At 60.6% G+C, this 19,956-nt stretch carries 16 protein-coding genes; 8 read left to right on the forward strand and 8 right to left on the reverse strand.

The window, feature by feature from the left end; all coding sequences use genetic code 11:
* The first annotated feature begins 13 nt into the window (after positions 1-13).
* Together J3Q04_RS21570 and J3Q04_RS21575 are read left to right on the forward strand one after the other, a co-directional pair.
* Positions 14-370, forward strand: coding sequence for a hypothetical protein (locus J3Q04_RS21570; RefSeq protein ID WP_420767656.1), 357 nt, complete (start codon positions 14-16; stop codon positions 368-370).
* A 70-nt stretch (positions 371-440) separates the two neighbouring features.
* A complete protein-coding gene (locus J3Q04_RS21575) occupies positions 441-932 on the forward strand; it encodes a GreA/GreB family elongation factor (protein ID WP_434562224.1) in 492 nt (163 codons plus the stop codon).
* A 58-nt stretch (positions 933-990) separates the two neighbouring features.
* Here J3Q04_RS21575 and ettA read toward each other — a convergent pair whose 3' ends face one another.
* Positions 991-2,655 carry an energy-dependent translational throttle protein EttA gene (gene ettA / locus J3Q04_RS21580; RefSeq protein ID WP_420767658.1) on the reverse strand — a complete coding sequence of 555 codons (1,665 nt, stop codon included), beginning with the start codon at positions 2,653-2,655 and terminating at the stop codon, positions 991-993.
* A gap of 269 nt (positions 2,656-2,924) precedes the next feature.
* Between ettA and J3Q04_RS21585 the strand changes: the two genes are divergently transcribed.
* Entirely contained in the window at positions 2,925-6,773 is a 3,849-nt protein-coding gene (locus J3Q04_RS21585) for a sensor domain-containing protein (RefSeq protein WP_434609479.1), read from the forward strand.
* Between the two features lie 247 nt (positions 6,774-7,020).
* Positions 7,021-8,274, forward strand: a complete 1,254-nt coding sequence (gene glyA, locus J3Q04_RS21590; RefSeq protein WP_230153609.1) for a serine hydroxymethyltransferase — start codon at positions 7,021-7,023, stop codon at positions 8,272-8,274.
* Between the two features lie 79 nt (positions 8,275-8,353).
* Here glyA and yjiA read toward each other — a convergent pair whose 3' ends face one another.
* From yjiA to J3Q04_RS21605, 3 genes are all read right to left on the reverse strand, one after another.
* Positions 8,354-9,322, reverse strand: a complete 969-nt coding sequence (gene yjiA / locus J3Q04_RS21595) for a GTPase (protein WP_434562220.1) — start codon at positions 9,320-9,322, stop codon at positions 8,354-8,356.
* A gap of 277 nt (positions 9,323-9,599) precedes the next feature.
* Positions 9,600-9,797, reverse strand: a complete 198-nt coding sequence (locus tag J3Q04_RS21600) for a YbdD/YjiX family protein (RefSeq protein WP_072390895.1) — start codon at positions 9,795-9,797, stop codon at positions 9,600-9,602.
* A 15-nt stretch (positions 9,798-9,812) separates the two neighbouring features.
* Complete coding sequence (locus J3Q04_RS21605; protein ID WP_420767271.1) at positions 9,813-11,879, reverse strand: carbon starvation CstA family protein; 2,067 nt, start codon at positions 11,877-11,879, stop codon at positions 9,813-9,815.
* Positions 11,880-12,038: 159 nt separating this feature from the next.
* Between J3Q04_RS21605 and J3Q04_RS21610 the strand changes: the two genes are divergently transcribed.
* Entirely contained in the window at positions 12,039-12,395 is a 357-nt protein-coding gene (locus J3Q04_RS21610; RefSeq protein WP_434609476.1) for a PilZ domain-containing protein, read from the forward strand.
* Between the two features lie 188 nt (positions 12,396-12,583).
* Here J3Q04_RS21610 and radA read toward each other — a convergent pair whose 3' ends face one another.
* From radA to katB, 3 genes are all read right to left on the reverse strand, one after another.
* Positions 12,584-13,951, reverse strand: a complete 1,368-nt coding sequence (radA, locus tag J3Q04_RS21615; RefSeq protein WP_030140305.1) for a DNA repair protein RadA — start codon at positions 13,949-13,951, stop codon at positions 12,584-12,586.
* Between the two features lie 40 nt (positions 13,952-13,991).
* The gene (locus J3Q04_RS21620; protein WP_434611512.1) at positions 13,992-14,540 is read right to left on the reverse strand and encodes an ankyrin repeat domain-containing protein; all 549 of its coding nucleotides are present in this window, start codon (positions 14,538-14,540) and stop codon (positions 13,992-13,994) included.
* Positions 14,541-14,602: 62 nt separating this feature from the next.
* Complete coding sequence (gene katB, locus J3Q04_RS21625; RefSeq protein WP_434609474.1) at positions 14,603-16,144, reverse strand: catalase KatB; 1,542 nt, start codon at positions 16,142-16,144, stop codon at positions 14,603-14,605.
* A 283-nt stretch (positions 16,145-16,427) separates the two neighbouring features.
* On the opposite strand from katB, the gene mscL reads away from it, so the two are divergent.
* Positions 16,428-16,841: a large-conductance mechanosensitive channel protein MscL gene (mscL, locus tag J3Q04_RS21630; RefSeq protein ID WP_420767274.1), complete on the forward strand. Its 414-nt coding sequence runs from the start codon at positions 16,428-16,430 to the stop codon at positions 16,839-16,841.
* A 42-nt stretch (positions 16,842-16,883) separates the two neighbouring features.
* Here the strand turns inward: mscL and J3Q04_RS21635 are convergent, their stop codons facing one another.
* Positions 16,884-17,660, reverse strand: coding sequence for a ferredoxin--NADP reductase (locus tag J3Q04_RS21635; RefSeq protein WP_420767275.1), 777 nt, complete (start codon positions 17,658-17,660; stop codon positions 16,884-16,886).
* 282 nt (positions 17,661-17,942) lie between these two features.
* On the opposite strand from J3Q04_RS21635, the gene J3Q04_RS21640 reads away from it, so the two are divergent.
* Together J3Q04_RS21640 and J3Q04_RS21645 are read left to right on the forward strand one after the other, a co-directional pair.
* Positions 17,943-18,656 carry an autoinducer binding domain-containing protein gene (locus tag J3Q04_RS21640; RefSeq protein WP_434562214.1) on the forward strand — a complete coding sequence of 238 codons (714 nt, stop codon included), beginning with the start codon at positions 17,943-17,945 and terminating at the stop codon, positions 18,654-18,656.
* A 173-nt stretch (positions 18,657-18,829) separates the two neighbouring features.
* Positions 18,830-19,954 carry a methyltransferase gene (locus tag J3Q04_RS21645; protein WP_434609471.1) on the forward strand — a complete coding sequence of 375 codons (1,125 nt, stop codon included), beginning with the start codon at positions 18,830-18,832 and terminating at the stop codon, positions 19,952-19,954.
* Positions 19,955-19,956: the final 2 nt, after the last annotated feature.

Here is a 19,956-nt window from a genome sequence, read left to right on the forward strand (position 1 = left end):
AGGAACGCAAAACATGTGGCGCGCGGCGGTGGTATTGGGGGTGTTGGTGTTGCTCGGTGGCTGTGAAACAACCCATGAGGATTTGATTGCCCGAGGTTATCCACCGGCCTTCGCCGACGGTTTCGATGATGGCTGCAGTAGCGGTCGGCAAGCCGCCGGCGTAATCACAGGCCAGTTCAGGAAGGACGTGCCGCGTTATCTCAAGGATGCCCGCTACGCCGAGGGCTGGAGCGACGGCTTTCGCCAGTGCCAGGCCATGCGCGAGAGTGAAGAGCGTGACGTCTACCGCGAACGCCACTGGGACGATCGCGAACGTGCCTGGCAGCAGGAGAAAGATCGCGACGCCGCTCGGGCCTATCGCACGCAGTGAGTCGCTCAGAGACATCCGTCGAAACCAAAACCTTGCGACCATGGCCCAAACTCCAACAGAGGAGAACCCTATGAGTCGCGCTTTCGTCAACGAAGACAACGCCGCCGCCCAGGCCGATCAACCGGTCGAACGCCAGGTCAGCGCACAGCCCAACTACGTCACGCCGGCGGGGCTTGCTCAATTGCAGGCACGGGTCACCGAACTGCAGCAACTGCATAGCCAACAGTCTGCCCAGGGCGAGCGGGCAGACAAGCAGCGTATCGCCGATATCGAACGGGATCTGCGATATTTCAATCAACGCCTGCAAAGCGCCCAGGTCGTTACGCCGAGCCATTGCGATCAGGTGCGAATCGGGCACTGGGTGACTTTTGCCGATGAGCACGATCAGGAACGGTGTGTGCAATTGGTTGGGGAAGACCAGGCCGATGCGGCCAATGGACTGATCAACTGGGGCTCGCCGCTGGGGCGGGCCTTGCTGGGGGCGAAGGTTGGGGATGAAGTGGTGTGGAAGCGGCCGGCGGGGGATCTATCGATTGAGGTGGTGGCAATTGACCTGAAGTAAAGCCACGGTCCATGAAAAACGGAGCCCGAAGGCTCCGTTTTTCATGCAACCGACCGAATCAGGCCAGTTTCTTGTGCCGTACGCGATGCGGCTGGGCGGCGGCTTCGCCGAGGCGTTTCTTGCGATCGGCTTCGTACTCGGTGTAGTTGCCTTCGAAGAACACCGCTTGGGAGTCGTCTTCATATGCCAGGATGTGAGTTGCCACGCGGTCAAGGAACCACCGGTCGTGGGAGATCACAATGGCGGCGCCCGGGAAGTCCAGCAAAGCTTCTTCCAGGGAACGCAGGGTTTCGACGTCGAGGTCGTTGGACGGTTCGTCGAGCAGCAAGACGTTACCGCCCTCCTTCAACGTCAACGCCAGGTGCAAGCGACCGCGCTCACCGCCGGAGAGATCCTTGACGAACTTCTGCTGATCGCCGCCCTTGAAGTTGAAACGACCGACATAAGTGCGCGACGGGATTTCATAGTTGCCGATACGGATCTGGTCGGAACCGTCAGAGATCTGCTGGAACACGGTCTTGCTGCCGTCCAGGTCCTCACGGCTCTGGTCGACGCAGGCCAGTTGCACGGTTTCACCGATCTCGATGGTGCCGGAGTCCGGGGTTTCCTTGCCCATCAGCATGCGGAACAGCGTGGATTTACCCGCACCGTTACCACCGATCACACCGACAATGGCGCCTTTAGGCATGGAGAACGACAGGTTGTCGATCAACACGCGGTCGCCGTAGCCCTTGGTGACGTTCTTGAATTCGATGACCTTGTCACCCAGGCGCGGGCCGGCCGGGATGTAGATCTCGTTGGTTTCGCTGCGCTTTTGGAATTCCTGAGACTGCATTTCCTCGAAGCGTTGCAGACGAGCCTTGGATTTGGACTGGCGGGCCTTGGCGCCCTTGCGCACCCATTCCAGTTCTTCCTTCATGGCTTTTTCATGGGCCGACTGCTGCTTGGACTCCTGGGCCAGACGATCGGACTTGGCTTCCAGCCAGCCCGAATAGTTGCCCTCGTACGGAATGCCCGCGCCGCGGTCGAGTTCCAGGATCCAGCCGGCGACGTTGTCCAGGAAGTAACGGTCGTGCGTGATCGCAACCACGGTGCCTGGGAAGTCGTGCAGGAAGTGTTCGAGCCAGGCGACGGAGTCGGCGTCCAGGTGGTTCGTCGGTTCGTCGAGCAGCAACATGTCCGGCGCGGACAGCAGCAGGCGGCACAGGGCCACGCGACGCTTTTCACCGCCCGACAGATGTTCCACTTTCGCGTCCCAGGCCGGCAGGCGCAGCGCATCGGCGGCCACTTCCAGCTGGCGATCCAGGTTATGACCGTCGCTGGCCTGCAGGATCGCTTCGAGCTTGGCCTGTTCGGCGGCCAGCTTGTCAAAATCGGCGTCCGGGTCGGCGTAGGCGGCGTAGACCTCGTCCAGGCGCGCCTGGGCGTCCTTGATCACGCTGACCGCTTCCTCGACCACTTCACGCACGGTCTTGGTCGGGTCCAGTTGTGGCTCTTGCGGCAGGTAGCCGATGTTCAGGTCGGGCATCGGACGGGCTTCACCGTCGAACTCCTTGTCGACGCCGGCCATGATTTTCAGCAGCGTGGACTTACCCGAGCCGTTGAGGCCCAGTACGCCGATCTTGGCGCCAGGGAAAAAGGAAAGAGAAATGTTTTTCAGGATTTCCCGCTTCGGCGGAACAACTTTGCCCAGCCGATGCATGGTGAAGACGTATTGAGCCATGGTGAACCTAGCGTCAGTGACAGTGAAAAGAACGAGCCAGGCCATGCGCGGCGCGGGCAGTTGATGTTAATCACTGCCTGCGAGCCGATGGAGCCTGGGAATCCGGAGCTGGAACGCTCTTGTTTGACCGGCAAAGCTACCTCAACCGTCGGTCCAGGTCCAGCCGCCGAGGGCTGGCACTTTGCCACAAGTCAAGGCATGCTAGCCGCCCTTCGGGCGTCCGGCTTATAGTGACGTCGCGCCAGTCCAGCAAACCGCAGGATTACAGCTTGTCCAACGTCACTCCGCCCCCGTCCCCACGCGCACCCGTCGCCGTGCCAGGCTTGCCCCTGCGCGGGACATTGAAGGGCGGGCTGGCCTCGCTGGTGCTGTTGTTGCTGGGGCTACTCTTCTGGCAGTTGCTTGACCAACTGCGCGAAACCCAACAGCAGCAGCGCCAATACACCATCGATTACACGGCCGACCTCGCCGCGCAAGTCAGCCTGAACATGGCCCTGAACGCGCAAATAGCCCTCAATCTGCTACCGATCGTCGAACAACCGCAAACCGCCGACGAACAGCAGGCGCTGTTGCGCAAGCTCAAGCAATCATTGCCCGAATTGCGCAGCCTGGCGCTGCTGAGCCCCTCCGGCAGAGTGCTCAGCGACAGTGACGCGGATAGCCAGGACGCGGATTACCTGGCCGAACTGGTACGGCGCAGTCGCGCCCAGGCTCACTATTTCAGCAATGCCGAGGACGGTTCCGTGGTGCATCTGCTGTTGCACCAGGCCAGCGGCAGCTCTCGCGGATACTGGGCGCTGCGCCTGTCTCCGAGTTTCTTTTCGACATTGACCAAACAGGGCGATACGGGCCTGCGGCCACTGTGGCTGGTGGAGAACCGTCTCAATCGGCAGATCATCAGCCGCGACGAAAGCCTGCCCACGATCACCCCGTCCCAACTGACCCCGCAGGACCTGAGCAACACGGTGTTGACCGTCCCCCTGAGCAGCAGCGACTGGCAGCTGCGCGGGCTGTTCGACCGGCGCCAGGTGCTCGAGCAACTGCTCCCGGCCTTCATCGGCAAATGCCTGCTGGGCCTGGCGTTTTCCATGTTGCCGGTCATTGCCCTGCTGAACATGCGCCGACGCCAGCGGCAGCTGCACGAAGGGCGCCGTCGCTATCAGGACATTTTCGAGGGCACCGGCGTGGCCCTCTGCGTGCTCGACCTGTCCGGCCTCAAGGCGTTTTTTGCCAGGACTGGCCTGCACAACGGCGAGCAATTGCGCGCCTGGTTGCAGGTTCCGCAACAGCTCGAACAGTTGCAACAGCAAGTGCACGTCACCGAAGTCAACCAGGTGGCGTTGAAGCTGCTCAATGTCGACTCCTGCCAACAAGCCTGGCAATTGCTGGTTGGCAACGCCGAAAGGGACAACAACCCGGTCGGTTCGAAACTGCTCGAAGCGTTGCTCGATCCCCATAAACAGCTGGAGCTGGAAATCAGGCTCCAGGACGCCCACGGCCGGGATCAGCATCTGTGGCTGGTGTTGCGCCTGCCGGAAACCCAGCACGACTATAACGCGGTCATCCTGAGCATCAGCGACATCACCAGCCGCAAGCTGATCGAACTGTCGCTACTGGAACGCGAAGGGTTCTGGTCCGATGTGGTGCGCACCGTTCCGGATCATCTTTATGTGCAGGATGTGATCAGCCAGCGGATGATCTTCAGCAACCACCACCTGGGCCAGACGCTCGGCTACGACCGAACCGAACTGCACCAGATGGGCGAGTATTTCTGGGAAATCCTGCTGCACAGCGACGACGCCGATCACTATCACACGCTGCGCCAGGAACAGCGGCGCGGCGGCTACACGCAGTTGCTGCAATGCCAGCTGCGGTTCCGCCATCGCAACGGCAAGTGGCGCCGTTTCGAGGTCCGCGAACAGGCCCTGGCCCGGGACCGCTACGACCAGGTGACCCGGATCATCGGCGTGGCCAAGGACATTACCGAGCAGATCGAGGCCAGCGAATCGCTGCGCGACAGCGAGCAACGCTACCGGATGCTCGCCGAAAGCATCAGCGATGTGATTTTCTCGACCGACAGCAAGCTGTCGCTCAACTATGTCAGCCCGTCCGTCCAGGCGGTGCTGGGCTACACCGCCGACTCGATCTTCCAGAACGGCTGGCAGTCGACCATCGCCAACCCGCAACAACTGACCGGCATCTACAGCCTGATGGACCGCCTCAGCAAGGCCCTCGACAAGCCCGACCAACTGACCGAGCTGCGCAACCAGATGCAGACCCAGTTGTATCTGTTCGACTGCCTGCGCGCCGATGGGCGCAAGATCCCTATCGAGCTGCGGCTGGTGCTGGTGTGGGATGACCATGGCGCGTTCGAAGGTGTACTGGGGGTGGGCCGTGACATCAGCCAGCAGCGGCGCGCCGAAAAAGACCTGCGCATGGCCGCCACCGTATTCGAGCACTCGACATCGGCGATCCTGATCACCGACCCGGCCGGCTACATCGTTCAGGCCAACGAGGCGTTCAGTCGCGTCAGCGGTTACGCGGTATCGCAAGTGCTCGACCAACTGCCCACCATGCTGACCGTGGATGAGCAGCAGGAAGCCCATTTGCGCTACGTGCTCAAGCAACTGCAACAACACAGCACCTGGGAAGGCGAAGTCTGGCTCAAGCGCCGTAATGGCGAACATTACCCGGCCTGGGTCGGCATCACGGCGGTGCTCGACGACGAAGGCGACCTTGCCAGCTACGTGTGTTTCTTCAGCGACATCAGCGAACGCAAGGCCAGCGAGCAACGCATCCATCGCCTGGCCTACTACGACGCATTGACTCACCTGCCCAACCGCACGCTGTTCCAGGACCGTCTGCACACCGCGCTGCAGTCAGCCGAGCGACAGAAGACCTGGGTCGTGCTGATGTTTCTCGACCTGGACCGCTTCAAGCCGATCAACGACTCCCTGGGTCATGCCGCTGGCGACCGGATGCTCAAGGAAATGGCGACGCGCCTGCTCGGCTGCGTGGCCGACGACGACACCGTGGCGCGCATGGGCGGCGATGAATTCACCCTGCTGCTGCAACCGCGAGCCACTCGCGAGATGGCGTTGAACAGGGCGATCACCGTGGCCGAGCAGATCCTTGCTAGCCTCGTCCGGCCCTTCGTGCTGGAAGGTCGCGAGTTTTTCGTCACCGCCAGTATCGGTATCGCCCTCAGTCCCCAGGACGGCAACGAACTCAGCCAATTGATGAAGAACGCCGACACGGCCATGTATCACGCCAAGGAGCGCGGCAAGAACAACTTCCAGTTCTACCAGGCCGACATGAACGCCAGCGCCCTGGAGCGGCTGGAATTGGAAAGCGACCTGCGCCACGCCTTGGAACAGAATGAGTTCGTGCTCTATTACCAACCCCAGTTCAGTGGCGACGGCAAGCGCCTGACCGGCGCCGAGGCCTTGCTGCGCTGGCGCCATCCGCGACGCGGGTTGGTGCCGCCGGGGGATTTCATCCCGGTGCTGGAAGAACTCGGCCTGGTGGTGGACGTCGGCGACTGGGTCATCAGCGAAGCCTGTCGCCAGCTCAGGACCTGGCACCAGGCCAAGGTCCGGGTGCCGAAGGTCTCGGTCAACATCTCGGCCCGGCAGTTCTCCGACGGCCAACTCGGCACACGCATCGCCAATATCTTGCGCAGCACTGGGCTGCCACCGGCCTGCCTGGAGCTGGAACTGACGGAAAGTATTCTGATGCGCGAAGTCAGCGAGGCGATGCAGATCCTCGCCGGGTTGAAAAACCTTGGCCTGAGTATCGCGGTGGATGACTTCGGCACCGGTTATTCGTCGCTCAACTACCTCAAGCAATTCCCCATCGACGTGCTGAAGATCGACCGCACCTTCGTCGACGGCCTGCCGTCCGGCGAGCAGGACGCGCAGATCGCCCGGGCGATCATCGCCATGGCCCACAGCCTCAACCTGGCGGTGATCGCCGAAGGCGTCGAGACCCACGAGCAACTGGACTTCTTGCGCGAACACGGCTGCGACGAAGTACAGGGCTACCTGTTCGGCCGGCCGATGCCGGCGAATCGGTTTGAAGCGCAGTTCAGCAATGATGCGTTGTTCATGATCGACTGAAATTTTTGGTGTCTGGACTGGCCTCATCGCGAGCAGGCTCGCTCCCACACTTGTTTTGGGTGCCTTGGCAATCTACATACACCACAGATCCCTGTGGGAGCGAGCCTGCTCGCGATGAGGCCGGTACAGGCGACGCTGAGCCCTGCGTGAAACCCATTCGTCCAAGACATGACGCCCTTTCATATGCCTTCCAAAACCGGTTGAGGTAGAATGCCCCCCTTTTCTGCCCCGATCCTTGAGGACCGCCATGTTCAGCCGTGATTTGACTATTGCCAAGTACGACGCCGATCTCTTTGCCGCCATGGAGCAAGAAGCTCAGCGCCAGGAAGAGCACATCGAGCTGATCGCTTCGGAAAACTACACCAGCCCAGCGGTGATGGAAGCTCAAGGCTCGGTACTGACCAACAAGTACGCCGAAGGCTACCCAGGCAAGCGTTACTACGGTGGTTGCGAGTACGTCGACGTGGTCGAGCAATTGGCCATCGACCGCGCCAAGCAGCTGTTCGGCGCCGATTACGCCAACGTCCAGCCACACGCAGGTTCCCAGGCCAATGCCGCCGTGTACCTGGCGTTGCTGTCGGCCGGTGACACCATCCTGGGCATGAGCCTGGCCCACGGCGGTCACCTGACCCACGGCGCCAGCGTTTCCTCCTCCGGCAAGCTGTACAACGCCGTTCAGTACGGTATCGACGGCAATGGCCTGATCGACTACGACGAAGTCGAGCGCCTGGCCCTCGAGCACAAGCCGAAAATGATCGTGGCCGGTTTCTCCGCCTACTCCCAGATCCTCGATTTCCCGCGCTTTCGCGAGATCGCCGACAAGGTCGGGGCCTACCTGTTCGTCGACATGGCCCACGTTGCCGGCCTAGTTGCCGCTGGCGTGTACCCGAACCCGGTACCGTTCGCCGACGTGGTCACCACCACCACCCACAAGACCCTGCGCGGTCCACGTGGCGGCCTGATCCTGGCGCGCGCCAACGCCGACATCGAGAAGAAGCTGAACTCGGCGGTATTCCCAGGCGCCCAGGGCGGCCCGCTGGAGCACGTGATCGCGGCCAAGGCGATCTGCTTCAAGGAAGCCCTGCAGCCTGAGTTCAAGGCCTACCAGCAACAAGTGGTGAAGAACGCCAAGGCCATGGCCGGCGTGTTCATCGAGCGCGGCTTCGACGTGGTGTCCGGCGGTACTGAAAACCACCTGTTCCTGCTCTCGCTGATCAAGCAAGAGATTTCCGGCAAAGACGCTGACGCGGCGCTGGGTAAAGCGTTCATCACCGTCAACAAGAACTCGGTACCCAACGATCCACGTTCCCCGTTCGTCACCTCGGGCCTGCGTTTCGGCACCCCTGCGGTGACCACTCGCGGTTTCAAGGAAGCCGAGTGCAAGGAACTGGCTGGCTGGATCTGCGACATCCTGGCCGACCTGAACAACGAAGCGGTGATCGACGCCGTGCGTGAGAAGGTCAAGGCGATCTGCAAGAAGCTGCCGGTATACGGCGCCTGATAGCAGTAGCAAAAAAAAAACCGGCCCCAGTGGCCGGTTTTTTTATCGTTGGAAAACCACTCGCCCCACGCGTGGATGGTCAGTGGAGCGCGGCTTCGAAGCCGGCGCGGATCTTTTCTTCGGGCAGTTCATCGGCGATGAACACGATAACGCTTTCCCGGGCCTCGCCTGGCGCCCAATCGGTGTCCCAATCGAAACCGTACAATTTGAGCACACCCTGGAATACCAACCGACGGGACTCGCCCGCGATGTTCAAAACGCCTTTGTAGCGCAGCAACTGCTTGCCGTGTTCTTCCAGCAACTGGTTCATGAAGTCGCTGAGCTTGTCGATGTCCAGCGGCTTGTCGGTGCGCAGCACCAGGCTGCTGATGCGATCGCCCGTGGTCGCCTTGCCAACCGGACGAAGGCTGAGCCCGGCGCCCAGGTCCGCATTGAGGTTGAAACCGCGGATGTCCAGCAATTCGGCCAGGTCGATCTTGCCGTGTTCGACCACTCGAATCGGCGCCCGCCGGTTGATGCGCATCAGGCGTTCGCGAAGAGCCTCGACATGGGCCGCGTCGACCAGGTCTGTCTTGCTCAACAGAAGGCGATCGGCAAATCCGACCTGGGCCTGGGCAATGGCCTGGACCAGGTGGGTGTCGGCATGGGCGGCATCCACCAAGGTCAGGATACCGTCGAGGATGTAGCGCTCACGCAGGTCCTCGTCGATGAAAAAGGTTTGCGCCACCGGTGCGGGATCGGCGAGACCGGTGCATTCGATCACTAGGCGGTCAAATTGGATCTCGCCGCTGTCCAGCCGCTCGAGCAACAAGTACAGGGCCTTGGTGAGGTCGGTGTGGATGGTGCAACAAACGCAGCCGTTGGCCAGGGTCATGACTTGCACCGGCTCTTCGCCCAGCAACTGGGTATCGATGCCTGCATCGCTGAATTCGTTCTCGATCACGGCAATTTTCAGGCCGTGCTCGGCCTTGAGCAGATGACGCAGCAGCGTGGTCTTGCCAGCGCCGAGGAAGCCGCTGAGGATCGTGACCGGGATGGGAGAGGACAAACTGAATCTCCTTGATGCCTGAAAAAGAAAGCGGATCCTGTGGGAGCGAGCTTGCTCGCGATGGCGTCAGGTCAGTCAATTCATCATTAATTGACCCACCGCTATCGCGAGCAGGCTCGCTCCCACAAGGCGATCCGTGGTGTACGCAATCCCAAGTCCAGCCCAAAACAACTGTGGGAGCGAGCCTGCTCGCGATGGCGTCAGGTCAGTCAATTCATCATTAACTGACACTCCGCTATCGCGAGCAGGCTCGCTCCCACAAGGGATGGGCCTCAGTTCAACAGCACTTAGGCCCGGCCTTGCCGCCGTAACGGGCCTCTTGGCGCTCTCGGAAGAACGCCTCGTAGTCCATCAGCGGCTTGTCCGGGTGCTTGGTTTGCATGTGCTCGACGTAGTTGTCGTAGTCGGGCATGCCGACCATCAGGCGGGCGGCCTGACCGAGGTATTTACCGAGGCGACTCAAGTCATTGAACATCGTTGCAATCCTCTATCAAGCGTCCGGCAGGGCCTGGAATGGCGCTTCTTTGTCCGTGCGCTCTTTCGTGCCCCAGGCGGCGATGCCGACCTTGAGCGCGTAGAACAGGATGCTGAAGACCACGAACAGGAACAATACCGTCAGCGTTGCGTTGGTGTAGGCGTTGAACACCACGTGCTGCATCTGCTCGATGCTCTTGGCCGGGGCCAGGATCTGGCCGGCGGCCAGGGCATCGTTGTATTTGCGCGCCAGGGCCAGGAAGCCGATCGCCGGGTTGGCGTCGAACAGCTTGATCAGGCCCGCGGTGGTGGTGCAGATCAGCAGCCAGCTCGCCGGCAGCAGCGTGACCCAGACGTAGCGCTGGCGCTTCATCTTGATCAGCACCACGGTGGCGAGCATCAGCGCGATACCGGCCAGCATCTGGTTGGAGATGCCGAACAGCGGCCACAAGGTGTTGATGCCGCCCAGCGGATCGATCACGCCCTGGTACAGCAAGTAACCCCACAGCGCGACGCAGCCGGCAGTGGCGATCAGGTTGGCGGTCCAGGATTCGGTTCGCTTGAGGGCCGGCACGAACGAGCCGAGCAGATCCTGCAGCATGAACCGCCCGGCACGGGTGCCGGCGTCCACCGCGGTGAGGATGAACAGCGCTTCGAACAGGATCGCGAAGTGATACCAGAAGGCCATGGTGTTCTCACCCGGCAGCACCGAGTGCAGGATCTGCGCGATACCGACCGCCAGGGTCGGCGCACCGCCGGCACGGGCCAGGATGGTGGTCTCACCGATGTCCTTGGCCACCGCTTGCAGCGCGTCGGGGGTGATTGCAAAGCCCCAACTGCTGACGGTCTGGGCCACGGCCACCACGTCAGTGCCGACGATCGCCGCCGGGCTGTTCATGGCGAAGTACACGCCCGGCTCGATCACCGAGGCGGCAACCATCGCCATGATGGCCACGAAGGATTCCATCAGCATGCCGCCGTAACCGATGTAGCGGGCGTTGGTTTCGTTATCCAGCAGCTTGGGCGTGGTGCCCGAGGAGATCAGCGCATGGAAACCCGAGACCGCGCCGCAGGCGATGGTGATGAACAGGAACGGGAACAAGCCGCCCTTCCACACCGGCCCGGTGCCGTCAGTGAACTGAGTCAGCGCGGGCATTTTCAGCTCGGGCATGGTGACCAGGATGCCGATCGCCAGGGCGACGATGGTGCCGATCTTGAGGAAGGTCGACAGGTAGTCCCGTGGCGCCAGGATCAGCCACACCGGCAGGACCGCCGCGACAAAACCGTAGCCGATCAGCATCCAGGTGATCTGGATTCCGGTGAAGGTGAAGGCCTTGGCCCAGACCGGATCGGCGGCGATCTGCCCGCCCAGCCAGATCGAACCCAACAGCAACAGCACGCCGATGATCGAGATCTCGCCGATGCGGCCCGGGCGGATGTAGCGCATGTAGATGCCCATGAACATCGCGATCGGGATGGTCGCCATCACCGTGAAGATGCCCCACGGGCTCTCGGCCAGGGCCTTGACCACGATCAGCGCCAGCACCGCGAGGATGATGATCATGATCAGGAAGCAGCCGAACAGCGCGATGGTGCCGGGAATGCGGCCCATTTCCTCGCGCACCATGTCGCCCAGGGAGCGACCGTTGCGGCGGGTGGACAGGAACAGGACCATGAAGTCCTGCACCGCACCGGCCAGCACCACGCCGGCGATCAGCCAGAGCGTGCCGGGCAGGTAGCCCATCTGCGCGGCCAGCACCGGCCCGACCAGCGGCCCCGCGCCGGCAATGGCCGCGAAGTGGTGGCCGAACAGGATGTGCTTGTTGGTCGGGACGTAGTCCAGGCCATCGTTGTTGAGCACGGCAGGCGTGGCCCGGCGCGCATCGAGTTGCATCACGTTGTTGGCGATGAAGAGGCTGTAGTAGCGATAGGCGACCAGGTAAATGGCCACGGCTGCGACGACGATCCAGAGGGCGTTGATCGCCTCGCCTCGACGCAATGCCACGACGCCCAGGGCGCACGCTCCTACGACGGCCAGCAGTAGCCAGGGCAGATGGCGTAGCAGGCTATTATTGTTTTTCATTTTTATATTCCAGCCAGGGTGGACAAGAAAGATAGCCACTGGAGTTTAGCGCTAACCAGCGTAAAGGCCATACCCCGACATTCGTCGGCCACTGACCGAACGACAACGACGGCGCGCCAGTTGGGTCTATAGTCAGTGGATCTTCAGGGGGAACGGGTAATGAGCGAACGCCGCCGCTTCGTACGAATTGAATTCCATGCCAAGACCGAACTGAGCCAAGGGCCCTTCATCTGGCCAGTGAAGTTGCTCGACCTGTCCCTCAATGGGCTGCTGATCGAAAAGCCCCAGCCTTGGCTCGGTGACCCCGAGGCGCCTTTCATGGCAGACATCCACCTGAGCCCGGAGGCAGAGGTCAAGATGGAAGTCCGGCTGGCTCACGACGACCACGGCCACCTGGGCTTCGTCTGCGAGCACATCGACCTGGATTCCATCGCCCACTTGCGTCGATTGGTGGAACTGAACCTGGCCGACCATGATGAACTGGAGCGGGAACTGGCGGCGTTGATCCAGATTTGAATCCAGCGGTGCCCCCTGTGGCGAGGGGATTTATCCCCGCTGGGCTGCAAAGCAGCCCTAAACCTGACAACTCGGTGTGCCAGGTTGATTGGGGTCGCTTTTTTGGGGCTGCTGCGCAGCCCAGCGGGGATAAATCCCCTCGCCACAGATAAATCCGCTCACCACAGTGGACCGCACCCGCCTCGGTGCTATTCGAACAACGCATCCAACGCCTGCTCCAGACGTGTCACCGCGATGATCTGCAACCCCGCCGGCGCCTCCTTCGGCGCATTGCCCTTGGGCACGATGGCGCGCTTGAAGCCATGCTTGGCCGCTTCTTTCAGCCGCTCCTGCCCACTGGGCACCGGTCGCACTTCTCCCGACAACCCCACTTCCCCAAACACCAACAAATCGTGGGGCAGCGGCCGGTTTCGCAGGCTGGACATGACCGCTGCCATCAGTGCCAGGTCGGATGCGGTCTCCAGCACCTTGACTCCGCCCACCACGTTGAGAAACACGTCTTGGTCGTGCGTAGGAATCCCGCCGTGCCGGTGCAGGACAGCCAGCAACATCGCCAATCGGTTCTGATCCAGCCCCAACGTGACACGGCGCGGGTTCGCCAGGTGACTGTCATCCACCAACGCCTGCACTTCCACCAGCATCGGTCGGGTGCCTTCCCACGTAGCCATGACAACGCTGCCTGGAACTTCTTCCTGGGCGCGTGTCAGAAAGATCGCCGAGGGGTTGGATACTTCCTTCAAGCCCCTGTCGGTCATGCCAAATACACCCAGTTCGTTGACGGCGCCGAAGCGATTCTTCACCGCCCGCAGCAATCGCAGGCGACCATCGGATTCGCCTTCGAAATACAGCACGGTATCGACCATGTGCTCCAGCACCCGTGGCCCGGCCAACGCGCCTTCCTTGGTGACGTGGCCTACCAGGAAAATCGCCGTGCCGCTCTGCTTGGCGTAACGCACCAGCAACGCAGCGCTCTCTCGCACCTGGGACACGCCGCCCGGGGCCGATTGCAGTTGTTCGGTAAAAATCGTCTGGATCGAGTCGATCACCATGACCTTGGGTTTTTCCAGGCGCGCCGTGGCGATGATCGTTTCGATGCAAGTCTCGGTCATGACTCGCAACTGATCCTGGGGCAACCCCAGGCGCCGGGCGCGCATGGCCACCTGCTGCTGGGATTCTTCGCCAGTGACATACAGCGCCGGCATGCGCGTGGCGAGATTGCACAACGTCTGCAACAGGATGGTGGACTTGCCGATGCCCGGATCGCCGCCGATCAACACCACCGAACCGTCCACCAGACCACCGCCCAGCACGCGGTCCAGCTCACCGGACGCCGTGGAGAAACGCGGAATTTCCTCAACGCTGACCTCGGCCAGCGTCTTGATCTGCGCCTGCTGGCCGGCCCAGCCCGTACGCCCGGTGGGCGCCGCCGCGCCGCCGCTTTCCACCATGGTTTCGGTCAGAGTGTTCCAGGCCCCGCATTCGCTGCATTGGCCGGCCCATTTGGGAAAGGTCGAGCCGCACTCGGTGCAGCCGTACATGCGCTTTGCCTTGGCCATCTGAACTCCGGGTAAAAACCGCGATGATAACAGCCGGGCTTTACCGCGGGGCCGGCATTTTGATTTCACCCTTTGCCAGATCTGCCGGGGTGTTGCCCAACGGATCCCTGGCCTCCAGGTCGGCCCCCTTGGCCTTCAGGGCATCGAGCAACTCGCCACGCTTGAACAGACCGGCATACATCGCGGCGGTCTGCCCGGCACCGTTGCGCTGATCTGGGCTGCAATCGGTGGACAATAAACGACGCGCGATCTGCACTTCGCCCTTGAAAATCGCCCCCATCAACGCGGTGTTGCCACGTTTGTCCTGGGCACAGGCATCCGCCCCGGCGACCAACAGACGCTCGACCGCCGGGCCATGACCGTGATACGCCGCCAGGATCAGCGCGGTGTAGCCCTTCTCATCCCGCGTGTCGAGCGAATAGCCGGCCTCGATGAAGGTATCGAGCATCGGCACATCGCCCCGGCGGGCGGCATCGAAATAATAATCTTGCAACTGTGCCCGCACCTCATCCGCGTCGGCGGTCGGAGCCTGATCGGCCAGCACAGCCCATGACCATGTGATTAATATCAATGAAAGGAACTTACGCATCATGACCTCTCCATGCGACTGCGAATTATGGGAGCCGAACCCACTCGGCTCCCATAAGCGGATCAGTCGCTCAGCTTCTCGGCCAGCGCCTTGACTCGCGCCAGGTCGCCCTTGGCGACACGGGCCACTCCCGTCCCGTATTCAGGATCGGCCTTGTAGAGGAACGACAGGATGATGTGCTTGCTCTCGTCATCGGTAGTCGCCAAAGACCCACCAAAACTCTCGATCAAGTCACTGCGCTCCTTTTGGTTGAACGAGCGGTACAGGTCGCCCGCCTGCTTGAAGTTCTGCTCGCGCTGAATTTTCGCCTGTTGGGTGCTACCGGTCAGCTCGGCCTGGCTATAGCGCGCCGCTTGTTGTTCTTCACGGGGCATCAAGCGGCTCGGCTGGTAATTCACACCGGTGCTGGTCTTGCCAAAATTCATCGCGCCATCCTGGTTGCCGTTGTTGACAGCGACCTTGGGGGCACTGATTGGCAACTGCAGCGCGTTCGGCCCAATCCGGTACATTTGCGTATCGGCGTAGGAAAACACCCGCCCCTGCAACAACCGGTCTTCCGAAGGCTCGATACCCGGCACCAGGTTCGCCGGCGCCATTGCCACTTGTTCGGTTTCCTGGAAAACATTCGCCGGATTACGGTTCAACACCATTTGCCCAACTTTTCGCTCCGGAACATCCGGCCATATCTTGGTCGCGTCCAATGGATCGAAGTCAAACTTGGCCAGGTCCTGAGGCTTGAGCACCTGGATGAACAAGTCCCACTTTGGAAAGTCCCCCTTATTGATATGGCTGACCAAATCGTTGGTCATATGGCTGTAATCCTGTCCTTGTACCTTCACCACTTCTTTCGGGTCGAGATTTTTGAGGCCCTGCAAACTTTTCCAATGAAACTTTACGTAACTGATCTCGCCCTTTGCGTTGATCAGTTTGTAAGCATGTACACCGTTACCGTCCATCTCGCGGTAACTGGCTGGTGTCCCGGAGTTTGAATACAACTCGGTCAGGGTGCGAGTCGCTTCTGGAACATGGGAAAAGAAGTCGAAACGACGGGAGTCATCATCCAGGTTGGTTCGCGGATCGGGTTTGAACGCGTGGACCATGTCAGGGAACTTAATAGCGTCACGGATGAAAAATGTCGGAAAGTTATTACCCACCAGATCCCAGTTACCCTCCGCCGTATAGAACTTGGTGGCAAAGCCACGCGGGTCGCGCAGTGTTTCGGGCGAATGATTGCCATGCACCACGGCGGAAAAACGTACGAACACTGGCGTGACCTGGCCCGCCGCGAAAACCTTGGCCTTGGTCAGGTCGCTCAAATCATTGGACACGGTAAATTCGCCATGGGCACCGGTGCCACGGGCATGGACGACGCGCTCGGGGATACGTTCGCGGTCGAACCGCTGAAGCTTCTGGATCAGTTGAACATCCTGCAGCAAGGTTGGGCCATTGGGCCCCGCCGTTTGCGAGTTCTGGTTGTCGCCTACCGCTGCACCATTATCGCGAGTCAGCGTGGCGGCATGGATGGACAGGGAAAACAGGCTGGCGGTCAGCACAACAAGGGAACGGCGACCGGACATAGCGCCGAGGCCTAGGGAAGTGTTCATTGAAGTTTCCTCTGATTTTATAAAGCGCATCCATGTGCGCCTTTCAGAGGCTAGTGCTCGGAAAATGAAAACCTAAATAGAAATGCCATACCGCGCTGATAGAAAAAACAATATAGGGACTCAGCCCTGAAGCGCGTATCGCGCGCGATTGGTGGCACTTTGTAAACTTTTCGCGGGGGGCCGGGTCGATTACAGGCACGCTTTGTAAGCAATCATGTCGAGCGAGACACCGATGACTGGCTTACACTGCGGCTATCAACTCATCTGTCACAAGGAATCATTCATGGGCGTGCTAAGCGAGTTCAAGGCCTTCGCGGTCAAAGGCAATGTCGTCGACATGGCCGTCGGGATCATCATCGGTGCGGCTTTCGGCAAGATCGTTTCGTCGTTCGTGGGTGACGTGGTCATGCCTCCGATCGGCCTTCTGATCGGCGGGGTGGACTTCAGCGACCTGGCCATCACCCTCAAGGCCGCCCAAGGCGATACGCCGGCAGTTGTGCTGGCCTATGGCAAATTCATCCAGAGCACAGTGGACTTTATCATCGTCGCGTTCGCGATCTTCATGGGCGTCAAGGCCATCAACCGGCTCAAGCGCGAAGAAGCCGTCGCGCCGAGCGCCCCCCCTGTGCCGACCAAGGAAGAGCTATTGCTGAGTGAGATCCGCGACTTGCTCAAGGCCCAGAACGAACGGCCCTGATATTCCCGCGCCTAGAAATGGCGTCCCCGGGACGCCATTTTTCTACCAATAGTTTTCCACCGCTACCTGGCCGGGCCGGCGGGTGAGGCTCAGTTGCAGGCCCCTGGCCTTGAGCAGCTTGCGCGTGTCGTCAATCATCTGGGGATTGCCGCACAGCATGACCCGGGAATGCTCAGGCGTCAGCGGGACACCGGCGACCCGTTCCAGCTCACCGTTTTCTATCAACGTAGTGATTCGCCCGTTAAGGGCCTCTGGAACCTGCTCACGGGTGACGGTCGATATAAACCGGAACTTATGCGCGTATTCGGCCAGGTAGTCTCGCTGGAACAACCCCTCGATAAGGTCTTGGTACGCCAGTTCCCTGGCCTCCCGCGCACTGTAGACGAGGATGATCCGTTCGAATTTTTCCCAGACCTCGAAATCCTGCAGGATCGAAAGAAACGGGGCGACACCCGTTCCCGTGGACAACAGCCATAGATCACGACCGTCGACAAAACGGTCCAGCGTCAAATAGCCAAAGGCCTGGCGCTCGACCAGCAGATTATCCCCTGGTTTCAGACGGCTCAGCTCGCTGGTGAATTCACCGCCCGGGACGACGATCGAAAAGAACTCGAGAAACTCGTCGAACGGCGATGACACCATGGAATAAGCGCGCCAGACGGTGCTCCCATCCGCCTTGACGACACCGAGCCGGGCGAACTGACCAGCCCGGAAGCGGAAACCGCGATCCCTGGTGGTGCGTAGCGTAAACAAGTGAGGCGTCAACGTTTGTACGTCGACCAGTCTCTGGCGGGTAAACTTTTCTGCATTGTCGGTCATGGGGCACTCCAATCGAACAAGGCCTGCAGTGTCCCGCAAAGTGAGGATATTAACCACCGCCGAAGATTGATAGCGTTAAGCCACCCACCTTGTACATCGGCGGATAAAGCTCTACAAAGTAAAAAACATGTATCAGAAACACTGTTAGTAAAGTGCCTTCGTCAATAGCGACGACGCCAGACAAAAGAAAAAAATCTAACTACCGAGCAAGGAAAAGTCCTACACTCATTTTCGCGTCACCGATTGGATCCACCTCGTTGAAAGTTCCAAAGGAGAAATGCAATGGACGAGTGGAAGGACTTGCAACTGCGAAAACTGTCATGTGAAAAGGACTTGCAAAGGGCCTATCGTCTGGTACTGGATTTCTTTAATTTTCAAGGATTTGAATACTGTGCCTTTGCCGCATACTCGGGCGTTCCCGATCGGTATGCCAGCAAGATCAATATTAATAATTACCCTTATGGATGGGACCGGCTTTATGAACAAAATGGTTACGTCAACAATGACCCGATAGTGGCGCATTGCAACCAGTCCGCATTACCGATCCTGTGGAGTGAGAGTGCATTTTCCGAAGCACCCAAGTTATGGCGGGAACTTAACCGACAGGGTCTCAGGCACGGCTGGACACAAGCCATACATGATGAGCACGGCTCCCATTACAGTTTATTCAGCCTCGCCAGGACGCATTGTCCGATCGATGCCGACGAGCACTATGGGAACCTTGGCTATGCCATCTTCGCCAGCCAGAAATTGCATGCTCTGGCGGGCAAGAAGCTGGTCGACAATATGGTGCCCCCGCAAACCTACCACCTCTCCCCCCGGGAGATCGAAGTGCTGAGGTGGTCCGCCGAAGGAAAGACGGCGTCGGAGGTCGGGCGCATCCTGTGCCTGTCCGAACGTACCGTGAATTTCCACGTCTGCAGCTGCATGCGGAAGTTGAACGTGACCAATAAAATCTCGGCGGTGGCGAAAGCTGCGCACATCCATGTGATCTAGGTAACCACTCAGTCCGCAAAAACCCACGGGTAATGCCTGGCAAAAAAACGTACCATTTACGGCCCCACTTGAATGATGACGCGCCTAGTCCGCGACGCAGTTCATTCAGGAGGTCCCGCTGACAGACCTGCCCAAGGCAGCGGGACACCCGTTGATTTGCCAGAGTCCCAGCCATGCCCTTGCTCGATACTCCCTTCGCCCAACTCGACCTGATCCGCCAGCCCGAACAGCCGAACGAACCCCTGCAAGCGTTCGACGCTGCCGATGAATATCTGCTTGCGCACCTGGCCGAACACCAACCGGGCGCGGAAACCCGGGTGCTGGTACTCAATGATGGCTTCGGCGCCCTGGCGGCCAGCCTCGCAGGCAAGGTCAAGGTCACCAGCAGCGGTGACTCGTTCCTGGCGCTGCAGGCATTGGAAAAGAATCTGGTGCGCAACGGCTTGCCGTTCGATACGGTGCCCATCGTGCCGGCCAGCGAAGCGCTGACGGGGCCTTTCGATTGTGTCCTGGTCAAGGTGCCCAAGACCCTGGCGCTGCTGGAGGAGCAACTGATCCGGCTGCAAGGGCAACTGGCACCAGGGGCCCAGGTGATCGCTGCCGCGATGGTCAAGCACCTGCCCCGAGCCGCAGGCGACCTGATGGAGCGCTACGTCGGCCCGGTGCAGGCCTCGCTCGCTGTCAAGAAAGCCCGTCTGTTGATTGCCACGCCGCAACCGAGGACACCGGCCGCTTCCCCTTACCCCACTCGGTATGCGCTGGATGAGCCGAACATCGAATTGCTCAATCATGCCAATGTATTCTGCCGTGAAGGGCTGGACATCGGCACCCGCGCCTTCCTGCCGCACCTGCCCAAGAACCTGGGCTCGGCGCGTGTTGCGGACCTGGGTTGCGGCAACGGCGTGCTGGCCATTGCCAGCGCCCTGGCTAACCCGGACGCTCACTACACCCTGGTGGACGAGTCGTACATGGCCGTGCAATCAGCCGCCGAAAACTGGCGAGCCGCCCTGGGCGAGCGCGAAGTGATCGTGCGGGCGGGCGATGGCTTGGCCGGGCAAGAAGCGCAGTCCCTGGATGTGGTGCTGTGCAACCCGCCCTTCCATCAGCAGCAAGTGGTGGGCGATTTCCTTGCCTGGCGCATGTTTCAGCAGGCCCGTGAAGCGTTGGTGGTCGGCGGCGCGCTGTACATCGTCGGCAACCGCCACCTGGGCTATCACAGCAAGCTGGCGCGGCTGTTCCGCGGTGTCGAGCAGGTGGCCGCCACGCCGAAGTTCGTGATCCTCAAAGCCCGCAAATAACT

The sequence above is a fragment of the Pseudomonas sp. D4-21 genome (assembly GCF_051132125.1).
In the GTDB taxonomy this organism is placed as follows: domain Bacteria; phylum Pseudomonadota; class Gammaproteobacteria; order Pseudomonadales; family Pseudomonadaceae; genus Aquipseudomonas.